Genomic DNA, 19,650 nt, shown 5'->3' on the forward strand with positions numbered 1-19,650 from the left:
GCTAAAATTAGCAAGTTAACTGTCCGTTTTAAAGACTAAAAGCCAAAAGACGCGGTAAATTGGATCCTGAACTCAAAAACTATAATCAGGAAATCAATAAAAGAAGAATCGGCATTGAGCATGTCTTTGGCAGCCTGAAAACCTTCAAGATCCTTGCCGAACGTTATCGAAATAGAGCAAAAGACTCGGTTTGAGATTCAATTTAATCGCTGGAATCTATAACCTGGAGCTGAGTAAAAAATGATTTATGAAAGGAGTCTATTGAATAACTATTAAATTATAAATTAGTTGTTGTATTTTAATAAAATTGTTAAACAAGTCACATTGCATTGCTACTAAAAAGCTAATTAATGTACGTAAAAGCTTACAAATAGATACGCAAAAGGCGACTTCTTTACACAAAGCTTTATGGCAAAATCAATCACACAGGGAAGTACCAGTTACACAAGGATTGTTTATAATAATAACCGCGAAAAAGCGAACATTATTACTATAAATAAAATAATAATTATTAAAACATAAGAAACTACAGCGCAAAAAAGCCCAAGCCTAGCTTGGGCTTTTTTTTATTTTGTATGGGTATGAGGGGATAGAATGGATGTAGAGGCTTAATGATGCTGTTTTTTAAATAGAAAAAGAATAAAAAACGGATATAGAAGATATGAATTTTATTGTTGGATCACTAAGTAAAATTTAAAGATAGAAAAAGAAAAACTGTAGCTAATCAAAGAATTGAAATAAAAAGATAAAAACATGTTTCTATTTTTGCAATCACCTGACTTTTCCCTTAAAATAGCGCACTTGCTGTAGTGATGCACGGCAGTCAATTGAGTGATCGATTGATTCCTATCATATGTAATTTTTAAGCATCTCGGAGAAATCGAATGGCTTTAACAAACGCAGATCGCGCAGAGATCGTTGCTAAATATGCTCGCGCTGAAAACGATACTGGTTCACCTGAAGTACAAGTAGCTTTGTTGACTGCACAAATCAATGATTTGCAAGGTCACTTTAAAGAACACAAACACGACCACCATAGCCGTCGCGGTCTTATCCGTATGGTTAACCAACGTCGTAAGCTTCTTGATTACCTTAAAGGTAAAGACACTACTCGTTACAGCGCTTTGATCGCTGCTTTAGGTTTACGTCGTTAATTCGATTAAACTTATTTTTCGGACTATTGCATTTTGAATGCTGTCAGACTGAAAAAGAAAGTCTACCTGGCTCCAACCAGGTAAGGGGAAGGGGCGATTGTTTCGCTCCTTCTTTGTGTCTTAAATTAGTGTTTTGAAAATCTGGTGAGGTCGGCTTCTAAGCTTTGTCATTTATTCGTCCAGCTGGTCGTGAATGCCAAACCTTAGGGGTCTCCACTAGAATAAAATCAGGAAAAAATAAAACATGTCGATGTTTAATATTGTTCGTAAAGAATTTCAATTTGGTCAGCATACTGTTACTTTAGAAACAGGTCGTGTTGCCCGTCAGGCAAACAGTGTTGTGATCACCATGGGTGGTGTACAGGTGCTTGTTGCAGTTGTTGCTCAGCCTAAAGCAAAAGCCGGTCAGGATTTCTTCCCATTGACTGTGAACTACCAAGAAAAGCAATATGCTGCAGGTCGTATCCCAGGTGGTTATGGCAAGCGTGAAGGTCGTCAGTCTGAAGCTGAAACGTTGATTTCACGCTTAATTGACCGTCCAATTCGTCCGTTGTTCCCAGAAGGTTATTTTAACGAAATCCAAGTCACAGCGACTGTAATTTCTTCTGACAAAACCATGGATGCTGACATTGCTGCAATGCTCGGTACTTCAGCTGCAATGTCAATTGCAGGTACTCCGTTCCGTGGTCCAATCGCGGGCGCGCGTGTTGGTTTAATCAACGGTGAATACATTCTTAACCCGAACCACGAACAATTGAAAGAATCTGATCTTGATCTTGTGGTTGCGGGTACTGAATCTGCAGTATTGATGGTTGAATCTGAAGCGAAAGAACTTTCAGAAGACCAGATGCTGGGTGCTGTACTTTTCGGTCATGACGAAATGCAAATCGCAATTCAAGCGATTAAAGAATTTGCTGCAGCTGCCGGTGCGACTGAATCAACATGGGTTGCTCCCGCGAAGAACGAAGAACTTCTAGGCAAACTTAAAGAAGCATTCGAAGCGAAAATCTCTGAAGCATATACCATTGCAGTGAAACAAGACCGTTATGCGGCACTTGATGCACTTTATGCTGAGGCAGTTGCTCAGTTCGTTCCAGAAAATGACGAAACTGGTATCGCGGATGAAGTAAACGAATTATTCGAAGACTTAAAATATCGAACCGTTCGTGACAATATCTTGTCTGGTAAACCCCGTATTGATGGTCGTGACACAAAAACTGTTCGTGGCCTAGATGTACAAGTGGGCGTGTTAGAGCGTGCTCACGGTTCAGCATTATTCACACGTGGTGAAACTCAGGCGTTGGTAACAACAACTTTGGGTAATACACGTGATGCATTGATGGTTGACACTTTGTCAGGTACGAAAACTGACAACTTCATGTTGCATTACAACTTCCCTGCATACTCTGTAGGTGAAACAGGTCGTGAATCAGGTCCTAAACGTCGTGAAATCGGTCATGGCCGTTTGGCGCGTCGTGGTGTTCAAGCCGTGCTTCCACCAGCTGACCGCTTCCCGTACGTCATCCGTATTGTATCGGACATCACTGAATCGAACGGTTCATCTTCAATGGCTTCTGTATGTGGTGCTTCACTATCACTTATGGATGCAGGTGTTCCATTGAAAGCACCAGTTGCAGGTATTGCAATGGGTCTAGTGAAAGAAGGCGAACGTTTCGCAGTTCTTTCTGACATTTTGGGTGATGAAGATCACTTGGGTGACATGGACTTTAAAGTAGCCGGTTCTGCAAACGGTATTACTGCGCTTCAAATGGATATCAAGATTGAAGGTATCACTGAAGAAATCATGGAAGCTGCATTGAACCAAGCTTATGCAGGTCGTATGCACATCCTGAACGCAATGAACCAAGTCATTTCACGCGCTCGTCCTGAAATTTCTATGTATGCACCTACCTTCCAGGTGATTAACATCAACCCGGACAAAATCCGTGATGTAATCGGTAAAGGTGGCGCGACTATTCGTGCAATCACTGAAGAAACTAAAGCGGCAATTGATATCGAAGATAACGGTACAGTTCGCGTATTTGGTGAAACTAAAGCGGCTGCAGCTGCTGCGGTTGCTAAAATCCAGGCGCTTACTGCTGAAATCGAACCAGGTACAATTTACGTTGGTAAGGTGATTCGTATTGTTGAATTTGGCGCGTTTGTAAACATCATGCCAGGTACTGACGGCCTACTTCATATTTCTCAAATTTCTAACGAACGTATTGCCAATGTTGCAGACGTACTGACAGAAGGCCAGGAAATTAAAGTACAGGTTGCTGATGTAGATAACCGTGGTCGTATCAAGTTAACCATGAAAGACATCGAACAAGTTTAATATTTTGAATATTCACATGATTTAACTCATGTGAATGAAAATATATGAAAAGCCCTGTACTTTGTCAAAGTCATCACTTTGGCGGGTTCAGGGCTTTTTTTGAACTTTAATTTGTGTATGGAAGACTTATAAATAAAAGCATTATCTGATTGCTTAAAGATTCGGCTCGGCTCATAATTTTAAGGCTAATAGATTAAGTACCTTAAATTTCTATTCAGGCATAAGAAAAAATTAAAATAGTGAATAGAGAATTGTTTTAATGAAAATTTATTATTTTTATCAGCATCTTTCAGATCACCATATTTCTGTACAAAAAGAACTTAATACTGATGCTGAAACTCAGCTTGAATTTATCTGGATTGATTTTACCCGAATTGATGTAGTAAATCGCGCAGAGGCTTGGCAAAAAGAAATATACCAACATACCCATTTGTATCTAAATGAATTCCATGTAAAAGATATTCTAAATTTAGAACATCCCTGTTCTTTTGATACCATGGATGACTATAACTTACTGATTTTTCGAAAACTCATTACCCCGGATGATGATATAGGAACAGGTGAACAGGCGTTTGAACAGCATGAACAGATGTTTGGTTTGGCCACCACTCCTGTCAGTTTTATTATCACCCCGCAAGTCCTGATTACAGTACGTGAGCAAGGGAATATGGCATTAAAAAACTATATTTCCCGTATTGAGCTGAATTTTATTCGTTCTAGCCAGGAACAGAATAAGTCACGAAAACTTCCAGTTTCACCCTTCGATTTGTCCTTGCGCCTGCTGAACAGTATGGTGGATGGTTATCTGGATTTACGTGTACCGCTGACCCGACGGGTTGGATTTTGGCAGCAAGAATTGTTGCAAGGGCATCGCCGATTTAAGAAATGGGATCAGTTATTGCAAGAAAGCATGTCTTTTCAACAGGTTGAGGATTTATGTGAAGAGCAAATTGATACCCTGCAAGAGTTTAGGGATGAAATTATAGATAATTACCCCCATTCAAAAGGCAAGAAAAAGCCTGAACGGCTGGATATACTGCTGGTTCGCATTAATGATTTAATCAGTCATGTGGAGCGAATTCAAAAACATATTGTTCGTCTTCGTGCCTCTATTCAAGCGACCATAGATTTGCATTTTTCCGCAATTGCCAACCAAACCAATGAAAATATGCGTATATTGGCCATTATCACGACAATCTTTGCACCCTTGACCCTGTTAACCGGAATTTATGGAATGAATTTTGAGTTTATTCCAGGTTTGAAATCTCCCACCGGATTTTGGGTGATGTTAATCGTGATGGTCATCACCACCATATTATTGATTTATTATTTTTATCGAAGACACTTGGTGGGTTTAGGAGAGAAAAGCGTTATTGATCTGTTAGCCCAACAATATAAAGATCAACACGTCAACCTGTTCTGGCTGCTGGACAATAAACCAATTAAACGATCTGTCAAAAAAACTGTAGAAAAAGTCGAAAAATTAACCAAGTTAAAATAAAGATTCTCTTTTTTATAAATCATTCTTTATAAAAAGAGATCCTGTTTTTAAGCACACCCTGATAAGTTGTGCTGAACTTAAGCTCAGCTAACTGGAATGATCTGTTTTTCTTATTAAGATTAAACTGTTAAGTCAGATCACTCACTTGGGCAGTTCGCGTCAGTATTTTATATATTTCATCTTTTATTTTTAGTTTTTTACGCTTCATTGCCTCAATATCATCATTGATGAGATTGACCGGATTGAGTTCAAGTTGTGCAATTTCTTTATCCAGTTCCTGATGAATCTCAAATATTTTAGCAAAATGAGGATCATCATGACGTAGTTTATGGATTAATTCCTGATATTCAGGAAACATTTTTTTCACTTTTTTATTACATTCTTTGATATTCATAAGCCTAGAGTATTCTCACAAAGTTGGTTTTTGAAATAAAAATAACCACTACATATTGGTTCTTTTCGAACAATACGTTTCAGTATTTCAAGACTCAATCAAGAGTCTTGTACGTTCAGATGTTTAACTTGCTTGCGTAATTGTTGCACTTCATCAATTAAATCCAGCATCATCGCCACTGCAGAGAAACTGGCATCAAAATCACGCTGTAAACGATAAGCCCGGCGTGCACGAGAAACATCATCACCAAAGAACTGGTGAATACGGTCTTCTGGACGAGTATCTAGAATATCGTATTCAAGAAGTTGTAAAACCCATTCTGGACTTTGCCCACAGACCTCAGCAAAATGCTTTAAATCAAAACTATGATGCTCATCAATGACTTCTGTATGATTAAGTCCATCACATACAATTTCACGATAATGAATAGTGGTCATGATTCTCTCCTTAAGCATTGCGAGGCTTAAATGCTGAAAATGCTTCCGCAAAAGCTTGATAAGCCTGCTGTTCATGTTCATTTTGTGCAGCTGGGTAAACAATATTTAAAACCAGAAATAAATGACCTGGTGTTTTGCAAGGTATCCCTTTACCTTTTAGTCGAAGCTGCTGACCTGTCTTAGCATTTTTAGGCAGATTCACCTGTACTTTGGTTCCTTCAGGTGTTGACGTTTCAATATTTTGTCCGAGTGCTGCTTCCCATGGTGCAACATTGATGGTGTAGTAAATATCTGCACCTTCAACTCGAATTTTATCGCTATCTTTATAGTGAATTTCTATATAAAGATCGCCATTTTTCCCGTCATTCATTCCTGTTTGACCTTGTCCAGCAAGACGGATCTGTTGACCTTCTTTCATCCCTTTCGGGATTTTCACCTGTAAAGTTTTACGCTGTACTTCAGGCTCTCCGAAAGCATTTAAAGTTGGGATTTGCAAGGTGATCTGTTGGGTTGAGCCATGGTATGCAATTGCTACATCGACTTCTATGCTGGCATGTTGGTCTTCACCTCGATAACTACGCTGCTGTCTTTGCTGCTTTTGATATTGATAATTCTCTCCACCAAAACCTGAACCGAAACGTCCAAAAAGGTCTTCAAAACCGCTAAAACCTGAATAGCCCTGCTGGTTAAATCCTTGGCCATAGAAGTTTGCATTATCAAAGCCATCTGTCCCTGTATTTGCGCCAGGCTGATAAAAAGCTTCAGGATGATCAAGCTCAAAATCATATTCAGCCTTTTTCTCTTCATTACTTAAAGTGTCATAAGCTACATTAATGGCTTGCATCTTTATTTCAGCATCCGCTTCTTTGCTAACATCGGGATGAAATTTTCGAGCCAATTTTCGATAGGCTTTCTTTATCTGATCTGGGGTGGCATCACGTGTAATACCAAGAACTTCATAATGATTTTTAGGCATAAAATAAGAAGCTGGAAGAGGTTAGGTTTTAATCATTATTGTGCCTTTCAAGACACTGCAATAGTGTAGATCTGTACCTTATTGTTTCAAATTATGACAAAAAAAAGCTCCTTTTTAGGAGCCTTTAGAAATCTTGAACAAGATCAATATTTAATCCAGGTGACACTGCGCCCAATCACCGATACCCCGACATAACCACGTAAGGTTAGACGTTTGCCATTGGCACTTAAGCGTGCTTTACCTTTGTAAACTTTGCCACTGATTGGATCAAGCACTTTGCCATCATGGTATTCACGTGGCTTTTTTGGATCTGCTTTAAAATCCCAGATAAAAGGCAGCCCTAGAAAAGGCTTGTTCTTGAGCTGACCTGGACATTTATGACAGATGCCCATTTTTTCCGCGCCAGGCAAGCTACGTGTTTCAACAATAACCCCTTCATAGCTACCATCCGCTTTCTTGCGAACTTCCACATCCGCACGAGAATAGCCAGATTGATCATCAATGGTTTTCCATTTGCCGACTAAAGGATCATTCGCGTCATCAGCAAAACTGAGTGAAGAAAGTGTTGCCAAGATTATCCCTGCGAAAATACCTTTATATAAATTTTTCATTAATCTCCCCCTTAAAATGAAATGTTTTTTAGTTTTAGAGTAAAACGCCTAATTTATAGCGATAATTGCTTGAAAAATCAAACAAATAAAAAGCCAAATGTTTCACAAAAATAATGGATTGTGTTGGTTGATTTATTCTTTTGGATTCTTTGATATTAAAAAAGCCCAAAATAGGGCTTTTTTAAAATTAATTTTTGACCCACGTGATATTTCGACCGACAGCTGAGCCATCTTTGGAGCCACGAATAATCAGATGTTTTCCATGATTGCCGAGTCGGGCACGAGCAGGGTATTGCTGTCCGGTGACAGGATCTAAAAATATGCCATCAATAAATTCATTATTTTTTTCAGGATGCACGGTTAACCCAGACAGCGTGGTCATGCCCACAAGGGGTTTATTTTTATTGGCTCCAGTACACTTTTCGCAAACCGTATGTTCATAGGCTCCCGGTACGGCGCGCACATCGATAATTTTAGCTGAATAGTGATTGTTTTTATCTTTTTGAATAATCACATCAGATAACGAGTAGCCAGTTCGGTCATCAATCGTTTTCCATTTGCCAATTAAAGGGTCGGTAGAGGCAAAGCTAGAACAGCTGATAGTGAGAATTAATAATTTAAAAAGAGAGGTGCAAAAATTTAATTTCATAAACCGTTTAAACCCAAGTAAAACAAGAGAGGAAATGCCTAACACAATAAAGGTATAAGAAAATTATGGTTTTATTTATAACGAATTAAAGTAGTGAATACCAGTTAAATAAATAAAAAATTAATAACTTTATTATGTGAATAAGGCTGTAAAAATAAATTAATAAATAGGCTAGATAAAACCAAGTAATGTAAGCATATTTCCGCATGTATTGAAGCGTCCTTTGCCCTGATAGACATGACCTGAAAGCGAATCTGAAATATGGCCGTCAATAAATTCATCTCTATTCTTAGGATTTTGCTTAAAGCCGGAAAGACTGGGGAGATCAATCATGGGGGCATTATTTAATGCGCCTTTACATTTTTCACAATGATCAATGGCAGCTGGGTTAGGAATGGAATAAATTTTGATAATTTTCCACTGGTAAATTCCATTTTTTTGTGTAGTGATGAAAGCATCTGCACGGGTATATCTGGTTTTGTCATCAATGGTTTTCCAGATACCTGCTAGCTCAGGTGTTTCTGGATGGAGAAAACTACTGGCGAGAAGTATACCTCCACTCAAAATTATTTTTGTGTTCATGTAAATATTCCAATCATTAATTTATTTTTATGTATGAAAAATAAAAGCTTTATTGAGATTATTCGCTTTATTTCGGTATGGAATATTACTTAAAAATAACCAGATTACAAGTCATAAACCTAGATATAAACAAGTTGGTAGACGGATGGGGAATTAAATTCAGTGCATAAAAAGAGCAGCGACAGCGCTACTCTTTTTATGCACTTGAAGTTGAATTAACTCAGGTGTTGACCAAATAAGCCAAAGGCTTCTTCAGCAGTAAAGGTATAGCGGGTACTGCAGAATTGGCAATCCATAGTGATTGGATTTTGAAATTCCAAGGTTTCCTGTACTGCTTCAACCCCAATTTGAATGAGTGCATTGGCGCAACGCTCTTTAGAACAGGTACAGCCAAAGCTTAATTGTTCCACTTCTGGCAAGCGGACATCTTCTTCGTTATATAAACGATAAAGAATTTCTTTAGCGTCAAGATCCGTCAGTTCTTCTGGTTTTAATGTATCAGTCAACATGGTCAGGCGTGGCCAGAGGTCATCATCGACAAGTTGCTGTTCTTCCTCATTTATGCGCGGTAACAGTTGAATGAGTAAACCCCCGGAACGTTCTGCAGTACTGGCTAACATAATTTTTGTTGGAATTTGTGCAGATAAATCATAATACTGCATCAAACAACCGGCTAAGGTGTCATGTTCAACAGGAACAATACCTTGATAGCGTTCACCAAATTCAGGTTCAATATTAATAAACAGTACAGGGCTGACGAGCGCTTTGAAAACTGTACTGCTGTCCTCTGCCTGAAAAAAGCGCGGATCTTCTTCGTAATCGGCTGAAGCACGTAATTGACCTAAATAGTTGCATTCCGCCATGGCCCATTTAAATGTACCCGCTGCCTGAATTTGAAGGCTAATACGTCCCTTAATTTTAAGGGTACTTGCCAGTAGGGCCGTCGCACTCAGCATTTCACCCAAAAGGATTTGAATAGCTTGCGGATAGTCACGCTGGGCAAGAATGGTTTGCAAAACTTTTTCGAGATGCACCACTTCACCACGAACCGGGCAATTTTCAATATAAAAGCGTTGACGTAATTCAGACATAAATTTCTCCAATAGCCCGTGTTAATGGTGTCTAGATTATAAAACACAAGCTAGTTAATATCATCTCTTGTGACATCGATACGCTGATGTTCTAAGCCCCGTTGTAAATTGACGCCAGTCGGTTCCTGAAGAATTTGAGCATCACTTTCAAATAAGTGTTCCAGCTCTGCTAAAGCATTACGATGAGTTTCATACATCTTCTGTTCATCGGTATATACCCGTTGTTGCTGAAGCAATAGTTTTTCATCGTAATCACGGAACAGTTCAATGCTTTTATAAGCATCTTCTTCACTGATATCCAATTCGCGCAAGGCACGATAGGCCATACCCAGGGATGATAAATAAGTTTCACGCCAGATATGTTCTACACCCAAATCACGCAGTAAATGCACATGATGACGATCACGTGCACGTACCAAAAGTTTCAGCTTCGGATAGTTTAAGCGAATATGACGTACGACATTCATTGAGTCTTCAATATCATCAATTGCCAACACAAAAACTTTTGCCTGTTTAATTCCGGCCGAACGTAAGATATCCGGCTGCGTCGCATCACCATAATAGAGTGTACCGCCATAATTGCGTACAAAATCGACTTTTTCTAAATTGCTGTCGATTGCAGTAAAAGATTGATGCTGTAAATGTGCAATACGGGCAATGATCTGTCCAAAACGCCCAAATCCGGCAATGATCATCGGATTATGGGTATCGGGAATTTCATCATAGACTGGAGCTTTTTCTTTATCAATCAACGGAATAATCCAACTGCTGATGAGCCAGTACAACATTGGGGTGAGCACCATTGAAAGTGTAACAATCAATGTTAAAGGCTCAAGAATCGCCTGGGTTAAAACTTTTTCGCTACTGGCGACATTTAGGACCACAAAGGCAAATTCACCCCCTTGGGATAAGCAGGTGGCAAGCAGTAAGCTGTTGCGCCATGAATATTTTAAATAGCGCGCAATTGCCGTAAGTGTCATGCTTTTAACCAGCATTAAAATGAGTGCACCGCCAATAATCATCCAGGGCATATCGACCAGCAGGGATAGCTGGGTAGTCATGCCGACAGTCATAAAGAACAACCCCAGTAACAGTCCTTTAAAGGGCGCAATGCTGGCTTCAAGTTCATGGCGGAACTCAGAGTCGGCGAGCAAGACTCCAGTTAAGAATGCCCCCAAAGTCGTACTAATGCCGAGCACATCCATGAGTGCAACCACGCCCAAGACAATAAACAAACCGACTGCAGTAATCAGTTCATGCGCCCCACTTTTAGCCACAAAGCGGAAAAATGGACGCATCATATAGCGGCTAAACAGGAACAAGCCACTAAAGGTGGCAATGATTGCGGCAAAATAGGCTATGCCATGATGGCTCGATTCAGTACCTGCGAGTAATGGAATAATCGCCAACAGTGGAATGGCTGCAATATCCTGAAAAAGTAGAATAGAAAAGGATTGCTGCCCGAAGGTGGTGTTGAGTTGCTGTTTTTCAGCCAGCAGTTGCAAGACAAAGGCGGTAGAGGATAAAGCCAGCGCAGCTCCAATCACAAAGCTGGCAGAAAGGTTCTGGTTTAAGGCAAAAAAGATAAGGATGGCAAGAATAACGCCAGTAATACCGACTTGTAGACTGCCCATCAAAAAGATGGATTTACGCATTTCCCATAATCGTTGCGGACGTAGCTCCAATCCAATAATAAACATCAATAAAATAACGCCAAATTCAGCCAGTTCCTGAATTGATTCAGGGTCGCTGGCCAGATTGAACACGCTGGGACCAAGTAAAATCCCTGTAAACAAATAGCCGAGTACGGTGGCAATCCCAAAACGCTTGGCCAGAGGGACCAAGAGCAGGGAAGCACCAAGGAAAATCGTAATTTGTAACAGTAGCGACATCAGCCTGTCCTAGAATTTATTTTAAATTCAAAAATGTTAAGCCCAGTACCAACTTTGACTTAACTTAATTCCTGAGGGTCTATATCGAGTGTAAGTTTCATGGTTGATGGCTTTTGATGCAACATATTTTGCCACCAGGCACGAATATAAAAGTGTAACCGGGCACGATCTGCTGACAACAGCACCATATGTGCCTGATAACGTCCGGCTTTACGTTCCATTGGTGCTGGAATTGGTCCCCAGATATCAATCAGATGTTCAGATATCTGTCTTAGGGTCTGGGCATGCCGCTGTAAGAACTCCTGGTTTTGCTCCTGACTTTTCGATTCACAGCGAATGAGTGCCGCATAACGAAAAGGGGGTAAAGCTGCAGCCTGACGCTCTTTTAAGGTCTGTTTGGCAAAATGGCGGTAATCTTCCTGAATTAAGGTGTTTAATAAGGGATGATCCGGGCGCAGTGTTTGCAAATACACTTCACCTTTGCGTTCTCCGCGACCGGCACGACCGGCCACTTGGACAATCAGTTGTGCAGTGCGTTCGGTCGCGCGAAAATCCACACTGAGTAAGCCGGAATCAATATCTAAAATGGCGACCAGGGTGACATAAGGAAAATGGTGGCCTTTGGCCAGCATCTGGGTACCGAGCAAAATAATCGGCTCACTTTTCTGGATTTTGTCATAAATTTTTTGCCAGCTACCAACCCGACTAGTGGAATCTCGGTCTACACGAATCACGTCAAAATTCGGGAACAAGGCTTGTAAATTTTCTTCGACTTTGCCTGTGCCCATCCCGATCGATTTGAGTTCAGTATGATTGCACTGCGGACAATGCTCGGGCATGCGGTGAATGGTGCCACAGTGGTGACAATGTAAATGCTGATAAGGCTGGCGATGCACGGTAAAGTTGGCATCACAATGCGGACATTTCGCCTGCCAGGCACAGCTTTCACAAATCAGCACCGGTGCATAACCACGGCGGTTTAAAAATACCAAGACTTGTTCTTTTTTATCCAGACGTTTTTGTATTTCATCAATCAGGCTTTGGCTAATACCATTTTGCTTTTGCGCAATTTTCAGATCAATCAGATGAATCTTTGGCATCAGCGCGATACCCGCACGCTGATTCAGCTCTAAACGTGTCATTTTTCCTGAATCAGCCAACGCATAACTTTCAATGCTCGGTGTGGCTGAACCTAAAATAATCGGGCAGCTTTCTAAATGTGCACGATACATTGCGACATCACGGGCGTGATATCTGAAACCTTCTTGCTGTTTAAACGAAAGGTCGTGTTCTTCATCTAAAATAATTAAACCCAAATTTGGCAGCGGGGTATAAATCGCAGAACGTGTGCCTAGAATAATTGAAGCTTTACCGGTTTGTGCAGCTTGCCAGGCTTGTAAGCGTTTAGAATCATTCAGTCCTGAATGCAATAGTACAATATTGCCATAAAAGCGCGACTGGAAACGGCTAATGGTTTGCGGAGTAAGTCCAATTTCAGGCACTAAAACCAAGACCTGTTTACCTTGTTTTAGTACCTCTTGCATGATTTGCAAATAGACTTCGGTTTTACCGCTACCGGTTAAGCCATCAAGTAAAAAAGCCTGATATTTTTTCTGTGCTTTAAGCACCTGTTGTACCGCTTTCTTTTGGTCGTCATTCGCCGTTAACGGCATTTGAGCCAGCGTGACCGGCTGCGGACTAAAATCCTGATTTTCCAGAACACATTCAATAATGTCTTTTTTTTCTAAAGCCTTCAGGGTTGCAGTTTCAATTCCGGCCAAATTTAAAATATTTTCCGCAGTTCCCTTCGGATGTAATTTCAGGACTTTATAGGCTTCTTGCTGTCTTTCGGAGCGCTTCACTTTGGTTTCAGCTGCTAAATCCAGCACTTTCCACATGCGTGCCAGTAAATTATACGGTTTTCCCTGACGCAAGAAAGTCGGTAAGGCACTTTGAAAAACTTCACCTATGGGGAATTGGTAATATTGAGCTGACCAAGTGAGCAAGCTTAAAGTTTTCTGATCTAAAATTGCTTGCTCATCCAGCAGTTCGCTAATGGCTTTGAGCTTAAAACGTGGATCAATCGGAGTATCCGCTGTTAATTTTTCAACAATAATGCCAACCAGATTTTGTCGTCCGAATGACACCTTAACACGCGCGCCGACTTCAGCTTGTCGATATTGTTCAGCCGTTAAAGTGTAATCAAAACAGTCATAAATATAGACCGGTACTGCAACACGAATGCGATAAATGTTGGATGGAGTCGATGGTGTATTTGGCATAAATTAGGGTCAAAGCGTCCTGATCAAATTTCGTCGTGCTAAAGATAGAGTTATGTTAGAGTGAACAAATCATTTATTCTAAGAATATGAATGATTTTAGTGGTCAGACGCAACAGCGCTGAAGCAAATTTTGGAAAATTAGAGCATCACAATGCCTGCATATCAATTTACTGCTATTGATGCTTCAGGGAAGCAGCAAAAAGGCGTGTTAGAAGGAGATTCAGCACGTCAGATTCGTCAACAGTTAAGAGATAAAGAACTCATTCCTGTGACTGTCGATCCTGTTGAGCAAAAAGATAAGCACAATTCCAACCGCTGGTTTCAGAAAAAAATCACTGCTTATGATTTGGCCTTGTTTACGCGGCAGCTTTCAGTTCTGGTTGCAGCCGGAATTCCTTTGGAAGAAGCGCTGCGCGCTGTGGGCAAGCAAAGTGAAAAATCCCATGTGCAAAATTTGTTGATGTCAGTACGTTCCAAAGTCATGGAAGGGCATTCACTAGCCAATGCCTTACAGCAAGCCGGACGTTTACCTGACTTGTATATTGCCACCATTGCCGCAGGGGAACGCTCCGGACATCTGGATTTGATTCTGGATCAGCTATCAGATTACACCGAAAACCGCTTTGCCATGCAAAAGAAAGTACAGGGCGCGATGATTTATCCGATTATCCTAATGCTGATGTCCTTCGCAATAGTGATGGGTCTCATGACCTATGTGGTTCCGGATATTGTAAAAACCTTTGACCAAAATAAAGATGCACTGCCCTGGATTACAGTCGCACTGATGAAGGCCAGCGATTTTATTCGCGTGGCATGGCCGTTTTTATTGGTGGCCAGTGCGGTCGGTTTTATTTCCTTGGCGCGTTTTTTAAGAACTTCTGCCGGGCATTATGCGTTTGATCGTTTAACGCTCAAATTGCCATTATTTGGTAAATTATCGCGTGGTATAAATGCAGCACGCTTTGCCAGTACTTTATCTATTTTGACACAGTCCGGCGTGCCATTGGTGGATGCACTTAAAATTGGTGCAGCGGTGAGCAATAACTGGGTGATTCGTGATTCAGTTAATTTGGCCGCCGAAAAAGTCACTGAAGGAGGCAACCTTGCAACGCAACTGGAGCGCAGTGGTTATTTCCCACCGATGATGGTACAAATGATCAAAAGTGGCGAAGCGTCGGGTGAGCTGGATCGCATGCTGGAGCGTGCCTCGATCATGCAGGAACGGGAGGTCACTACCCTCATTTCAACACTCCTGGCTTTACTTGAACCGTTAATGTTGGTGTTAATGGCCAGTATTGTCTTGGTGATTGTGATTGCGGTGATGCTGCCAATTGTAAATATGAATAATATGATTTAACCCATTTTATAAAGATAACGAGTTTGCGAGAGAGTGATATGCAAGGAAAACTATATCCAGTGAAGCAGTCTGGCTTTACCCTGATTGAAGTCATGGTAGTGATTGTGATTTTAGGTGTGCTGGCTGCGCTGATTGTACCGAATGTCATGGGGCGTGGTGAAAAAGCCAAGGTGGATACTTCTGCCATTACCTTAAAAGGTGTAGCTGGAGCTTTAGATCAATACAAACTCGATAATGGCAAATATCCGTCTATGCAAGATGGCGGTTTAGATGCTCTGGTGAATCAGCCGGCTTCAGCAAAAAACTGGATGCAGGGCGGATATGTCAAAGGCGGTTATCCGAAAGACAGTTGGGAGAATGATATCCAATATGTAATTCCCGGTGCCGAAGGCCGTGCATTCGATTTATATTCTTTTGGTGCCGATGGCAAAGAAGGCGGTGAAGGCACAGATGCCGATATTTATTATCAGCCTTAACTGAGAATCATGAGTTATTTTAAATTAATTGAATATATCACTTCACGTCATCTGACTGTTCAATACTAAGTGAAGTGATAATACATCTTGATTAGATTAAATATGTTAAGTTTTTGAATCTGTTTGATTTATATAATAAGTGCCATTTGAGAGTTATAATAAGAATTATTACCATGTTTGATGGTTACAATAATGTGGGTATGTGAATACAAATAGACTTTCTATTTATTAAAAAGCTTGCATAATGCTCTGAATGGCAACGGGTTTGCTTGGGGAGAAGAGAATGAAAGCATTAATCATATCAGATGAAATTAACCAGTTTCATGGGACGATGCTCAAGTCTGTTCTTTTAATTTTGAGTTTGCTTCCGATAAGTCAGGGCATTTTAACTTTATGGAATGCGACGCAAGGAAGTAGCCAGATTATGGTGGGGTTCTTTGCCATCAGTTTATTCAGTGCACTGTTTATTCTGTGTTTTTGGGCTGCACTTAAAACGACTGTACTAAAATTAAAACAACAACAGATTTCAGCTTTAGAACAAAGTGTAGTGAATGTTTATCGTTATATCCCGATGCTGTTTTTAACAGGGATGATGTCTTATTTAGTCACCCAGTTATAAAGTCAGTTGAAATAAAAAAACCGAGGCAATCTCGGTTTTTTATAGCCTTTTTATTCCTTCTCCCTCTGGGAAAAGGTTAGGATGAGGGCGGATTATCATAAACAATTTACCTCTCCTAGAAGGAGAGGGAACATTAATGCTTAACGTCGTGACTTAAACGAAATATCAATCTTACGTGGACGATAAATCCAGCCTAGAATCAACAACAACAATGAGAAACCCAGAATCGGCCAATCACTCAGGCGCATATATAAGGTTTCACCTTGCATCGCTGGAACATCCCCACGAAGGATGGCAGTTTGATCAGTAGGCGCCTGTTTCACAATATGCCCGTTATGATCGATAAATGCAGTCACACCCGTATTGGTAGCACGAATAAACCAGCGTCCATTTTCTTTGGCACGCATTTGTACCATTTGTAAATGCTGCCAGGGTCCCGCAGTTCCGGTGAACCAGGCATCATTGGATACAGTGACCAGGTAATCGCTTTGACTGGCATTACGACGGGTCAGGTTTGGATAAGCCACCTCATAGCAAATAGCAGCACCCAGCGCATGGTTTTTCACATTCAATGGTTTTTGATCACGTGCACCACGAGAAAAACCACTCATCGACGGGTCATTTTGCAATGCTGGCAAAACCCAACTGAGCCAGCCAGATAAGGGAATATATTCACCAAACGGGACTAAACGTTGCTTTTTATATAAGCCTTCAGTCTCTTCACCTGTAGCCATAATACTGTTGTAGTACATCGGCTGCTGTTCGATTTTTGATTCTTTTAAATCCCAATAAGGAAGACCTGTAACCCATGCCGTTCCAGATTTTTCTGCCTGAACTTTCATGGCATCCAAGAAAGGTTCAATATCGGTTTGGAACATGGGAATGGATGATTCCGGCCAAACAATTAGGTCACGTCCCCATTCTGTACGACTTAAATTAGCGTAAATCATCAAGGTTTTGACTTGATACTCTGTAAGCCATTTTAAATCTTGCGGAATATTGCCTTGAATCAGGGAAACTGAAAGTGGCTTCTCATCCTTTTCTTCTACAAAACTGAGATAGGACACTCCCCAGGCACCGAGTATTAAGATTGCGGAAGGGATGATCCAGAATACACGTTTATTCAGAATTTCAACCAGCGCACAGGCCAGTATGATCACCACAAACGATACACCGAAGATCCCAAACAAGGGTGCATAGCCATCTAAGAAGCGTTCCGTGAAGGCATAGCCGACAAATAACCATGGAAAGCCGGTAAATACCCAGGTTTTTGCCCACTCGAACAACACCCAAAGCGGGGCGAATGTTAGTGGCGTCTCAGGAAAGAAGCGACGGTAAATCCAGGTTTGCAGGGCGGTAAATATACCCATCACCAAGGCCATAAAAGCAATCATCAGCACACTTAAAAAAGCACTGGTATCACCATAGACATGGATGGAGGTATACAGCCAAAATGCACCGACAAACCATAAGCCAAAGCCATAAGCCCAACCAATGCCAAAAGCTTGTCGGGCAGAGCGTTTACGCAAGGAAGCATAGAGCAAGGCAGGGGACAGGATTGCAAGCCACCAGTAATAATACGGTGCCAGTGCAAAACTGAACATGGCACCTGAAAATAAAGAAATTAAAAAGGAATAAATAAACGGAAGCTGATTTTTTTGTTGAGAGGAATTTAACAGCTTATCAAAGTATGTTCTCATTTACGGACAGCTCGAATCAGATGAATAGTACGTGCATCTGCTTCTACAATGGTGAATTCCCAATTTTCAAGCTCAATGATCTGACCTTGTAAATCGCTGACTAAACCAATTTCTTGAAGCAATAAACCGCCGACAGTTTCTACTTCATCATCGGAAAAATCAGCATCTAAAACACTGTTAAAATGTTCAATTGGTGTAAGTGCTTGCACGAGCCAGGTATTTGCCGTTTGAGGGTCATTATCTGGAATGATGAATTGCGCTTCTTCATCGACTTGATCGTGTTCATCTTCAATTTCACCGACAATTTCTTCTAGAATGTCTTCTAAAGTCACCAGTCCAGAAGTGGTGCCATATTCATCAATGACCACCGCGATATGGGTCTGGGTATTTTTTAACATACGCAGGACTTGGTCGGAGCGGGCACTTTCAGGGACAAAGATCGGCTGGCGCATTAATGCACGAATATCAACTTTAGTGTTCTGTTCGGTCAAAAATGGCAGTAAATCCTTGGCCAATAAAATGCCGACCACGTTATCGGGTTGATCGGATGAAAATACCGGGAAGCGAGAATGTGCAGACTCTACAAGGGTATGCAAGATATCGAGTAGCTGATCATCTTCTTGCAGGCTAATCATTGATGTACGTGGGGTCATGACCTCACGTACTTTTGTTGCAGGAAGGTCAAGTACGCCTTCAAGCATTGCAACAGTATCGGGTTCTAAAAAACGACGTGAATCTTGTACTAATTTTAGCAGTTCGTCGCGAGTTTCGGGTGCTGTGCTTAGCCATTTACGTAGGCCACGCATGCCCCACGACGGGCCTGATTCCTCGTGCATGATCTTTCCTAAAGACTCTTAATATCTAAAAAAACAAATTTTATCATACTCGAGAAAATATAGATGTCTATCTATAAAATTGCTGCACTTTATGAATGCATGAGTCATCATTTTCGATCTTTGGAGTACCTGTCTTGAAAGCAAAAGACAGCATTTAAGTTTATGTTAAAATAACGCTGATTTTTTAATACCGAGTTTAAGAATGTCTGAACCGCTTGTTACTCCCACTATTCAGCTGAATACACGAGGACTACGTTGTCCCGAACCTGTAATGATGTTGCATCAAGCGATTCGTAAATCAAAATCGGGTGATGTGGTGGAAGTGTTTGCCACGGATAACTCGACTTCTTGGGATATTCCAAAATTCTGTATGCATTTAGGCCATGAATTGTTATTACAAGAAGAAGTGCTAGATGAAGCAGGCAATAAAGAGTTTCATTATTTAGTCCAGAAAGGCTAATTCAGAATATTGAATTCTTTATTTTAACAGCACATAAAAAAATCCCCTTTCGAGGGGATTTTTTTATTCACACGGAAAATAATAAAGTTTCTTTACATAAGAGTCGGGCAGTGCTCGCCTTAATGCTTGCTTAAGTTACATATTCGGATAGTTTGGACCACCACCGCCTTCCGGCGTTACCCAGGTGATGTTCTGTGAAGGATCCTTGATGTCACAAGTCTTGCAGTGCACACAGTTGGCTGCATTGATCTGGAAACGCTTGGAACCGTCATTGTTTTCCATGATTTCATAGACC

At 40.9% G+C, this 19,650-nt stretch carries 19 protein-coding genes and 1 pseudogene; 8 read left to right on the forward strand and 12 right to left on the reverse strand.

Annotated elements, in window-relative coordinates; all coding sequences use genetic code 11:
• Positions 1–74: 74 nt before the first annotated feature.
• The 4 genes and pseudogenes from ACKI4H_RS17280 to ACKI4H_RS17295 form a co-directional block, all read left to right on the forward strand.
• A pseudogene (locus tag ACKI4H_RS17280) lies at positions 75–244 on the forward strand (transposase); the annotation flags it as partial.
• Positions 245–884: 640 nt separating this feature from the next.
• A complete protein-coding gene (rpsO, locus tag ACKI4H_RS17285) occupies positions 885–1,154 on the forward strand; it encodes a 30S ribosomal protein S15 (protein WP_067722305.1) in 270 nt (89 codons plus the stop codon).
• A gap of 250 nt (positions 1,155–1,404) precedes the next feature.
• Complete coding sequence (gene pnp / locus ACKI4H_RS17290; protein WP_407307970.1) at positions 1,405–3,492, forward strand: polyribonucleotide nucleotidyltransferase; 2,088 nt, start codon at positions 1,405–1,407, stop codon at positions 3,490–3,492.
• Between the two features lie 259 nt (positions 3,493–3,751).
• Positions 3,752–4,993: a magnesium transporter CorA family protein gene (locus ACKI4H_RS17295; protein WP_407307937.1), complete on the forward strand. Its 1,242-nt coding sequence runs from the start codon at positions 3,752–3,754 to the stop codon at positions 4,991–4,993.
• Between the two features lie 127 nt (positions 4,994–5,120).
• Here ACKI4H_RS17295 and ACKI4H_RS17300 read toward each other — a convergent pair whose 3' ends face one another.
• From ACKI4H_RS17300 to ACKI4H_RS17340, 9 genes are all read right to left on the reverse strand, one after another.
• A complete protein-coding gene (locus ACKI4H_RS17300) occupies positions 5,121–5,387 on the reverse strand; it encodes a YdcH family protein (protein ID WP_407307939.1) in 267 nt (88 codons plus the stop codon).
• A gap of 98 nt (positions 5,388–5,485) precedes the next feature.
• On the reverse strand, positions 5,486–5,824 hold the full coding sequence (locus tag ACKI4H_RS17305; protein WP_407307941.1) for a chaperone modulator CbpM: 339 nt from the start codon (positions 5,822–5,824) through the stop codon (positions 5,486–5,488).
• 10 nt (positions 5,825–5,834) lie between these two features.
• Positions 5,835–6,800, reverse strand: a complete 966-nt coding sequence (locus tag ACKI4H_RS17310) for a DnaJ C-terminal domain-containing protein (protein ID WP_407307943.1) — start codon at positions 6,798–6,800, stop codon at positions 5,835–5,837.
• Between the two features lie 143 nt (positions 6,801–6,943).
• A complete protein-coding gene (locus tag ACKI4H_RS17315) occupies positions 6,944–7,411 on the reverse strand; it encodes a DUF2147 domain-containing protein (RefSeq protein WP_407307945.1) in 468 nt (155 codons plus the stop codon).
• Between the two features lie 187 nt (positions 7,412–7,598).
• Positions 7,599–8,060, reverse strand: a complete 462-nt coding sequence (locus tag ACKI4H_RS17320) for a DUF2147 domain-containing protein (RefSeq protein ID WP_407307947.1) — start codon at positions 8,058–8,060, stop codon at positions 7,599–7,601.
• A 171-nt stretch (positions 8,061–8,231) separates the two neighbouring features.
• Positions 8,232–8,642: a DUF2147 domain-containing protein gene (locus tag ACKI4H_RS17325; protein WP_407307949.1), complete on the reverse strand. Its 411-nt coding sequence runs from the start codon at positions 8,640–8,642 to the stop codon at positions 8,232–8,234.
• A gap of 215 nt (positions 8,643–8,857) precedes the next feature.
• Positions 8,858–9,733, reverse strand: coding sequence for an Hsp33 family molecular chaperone HslO (locus ACKI4H_RS17330; protein WP_407307951.1), 876 nt, complete (start codon positions 9,731–9,733; stop codon positions 8,858–8,860).
• Between the two features lie 50 nt (positions 9,734–9,783).
• On the reverse strand, positions 9,784–11,625 hold the full coding sequence (locus ACKI4H_RS17335; RefSeq protein WP_407307953.1) for a monovalent cation:proton antiporter-2 (CPA2) family protein: 1,842 nt from the start codon (positions 11,623–11,625) through the stop codon (positions 9,784–9,786).
• 59 nt (positions 11,626–11,684) lie between these two features.
• The gene (locus ACKI4H_RS17340; RefSeq protein ID WP_407307955.1) at positions 11,685–13,907 is read right to left on the reverse strand and encodes a primosomal protein N'; all 2,223 of its coding nucleotides are present in this window, start codon (positions 13,905–13,907) and stop codon (positions 11,685–11,687) included.
• 151 nt (positions 13,908–14,058) lie between these two features.
• On the opposite strand from ACKI4H_RS17340, the gene gspF reads away from it, so the two are divergent.
• The 3 genes from gspF (at position 14,059) to ACKI4H_RS17355 (ending at position 16,359) form a co-directional block, all read left to right on the forward strand.
• Positions 14,059–15,264 carry a type II secretion system inner membrane protein GspF gene (gene gspF, locus ACKI4H_RS17345; RefSeq protein ID WP_407307957.1) on the forward strand — a complete coding sequence of 402 codons (1,206 nt, stop codon included), beginning with the start codon at positions 14,059–14,061 and terminating at the stop codon, positions 15,262–15,264.
• A gap of 38 nt (positions 15,265–15,302) precedes the next feature.
• The gene (gspG, locus tag ACKI4H_RS17350; protein WP_407307959.1) at positions 15,303–15,740 is read left to right on the forward strand and encodes a type II secretion system major pseudopilin GspG; all 438 of its coding nucleotides are present in this window, start codon (positions 15,303–15,305) and stop codon (positions 15,738–15,740) included.
• A gap of 283 nt (positions 15,741–16,023) precedes the next feature.
• On the forward strand, positions 16,024–16,359 hold the full coding sequence (locus ACKI4H_RS17355; RefSeq protein ID WP_407307961.1) for a hypothetical protein: 336 nt from the start codon (positions 16,024–16,026) through the stop codon (positions 16,357–16,359).
• A gap of 140 nt (positions 16,360–16,499) precedes the next feature.
• On the opposite strand, the gene lnt is transcribed toward ACKI4H_RS17355, so the two are convergent.
• Together lnt and ACKI4H_RS17365 are read right to left on the reverse strand one after the other, a co-directional pair.
• Positions 16,500–18,059 carry an apolipoprotein N-acyltransferase gene (gene lnt / locus ACKI4H_RS17360; RefSeq protein WP_407307963.1) on the reverse strand — a complete coding sequence of 520 codons (1,560 nt, stop codon included), beginning with the start codon at positions 18,057–18,059 and terminating at the stop codon, positions 16,500–16,502.
• Positions 18,056–18,895, reverse strand: coding sequence for an HlyC/CorC family transporter (locus tag ACKI4H_RS17365; RefSeq protein ID WP_407307966.1), 840 nt, complete (start codon positions 18,893–18,895; stop codon positions 18,056–18,058). Before ACKI4H_RS17365 ends, lnt begins: the two co-directional genes overlap by 4 nt.
• A 202-nt stretch (positions 18,896–19,097) precedes the next feature.
• Between ACKI4H_RS17365 and tusA the strand changes: the two genes are divergently transcribed.
• Positions 19,098–19,355, forward strand: a complete 258-nt coding sequence (tusA, locus tag ACKI4H_RS17370; protein ID WP_407307968.1) for a sulfurtransferase TusA — start codon at positions 19,098–19,100, stop codon at positions 19,353–19,355.
• Positions 19,356–19,490: 135 nt separating this feature from the next.
• Here tusA and ACKI4H_RS17375 read toward each other — a convergent pair.
• Positions 19,491–19,650 (reverse strand): 4Fe-4S dicluster domain-containing protein (locus ACKI4H_RS17375; protein ID WP_407305560.1); only part of this gene is annotated, 160 nt, incomplete at its 5' end.

The sequence above is a fragment of the Acinetobacter sp. genome, from assembly GCF_045628685.1.
Lineage (GTDB): Bacteria > Pseudomonadota > Gammaproteobacteria > Pseudomonadales > Moraxellaceae > Acinetobacter.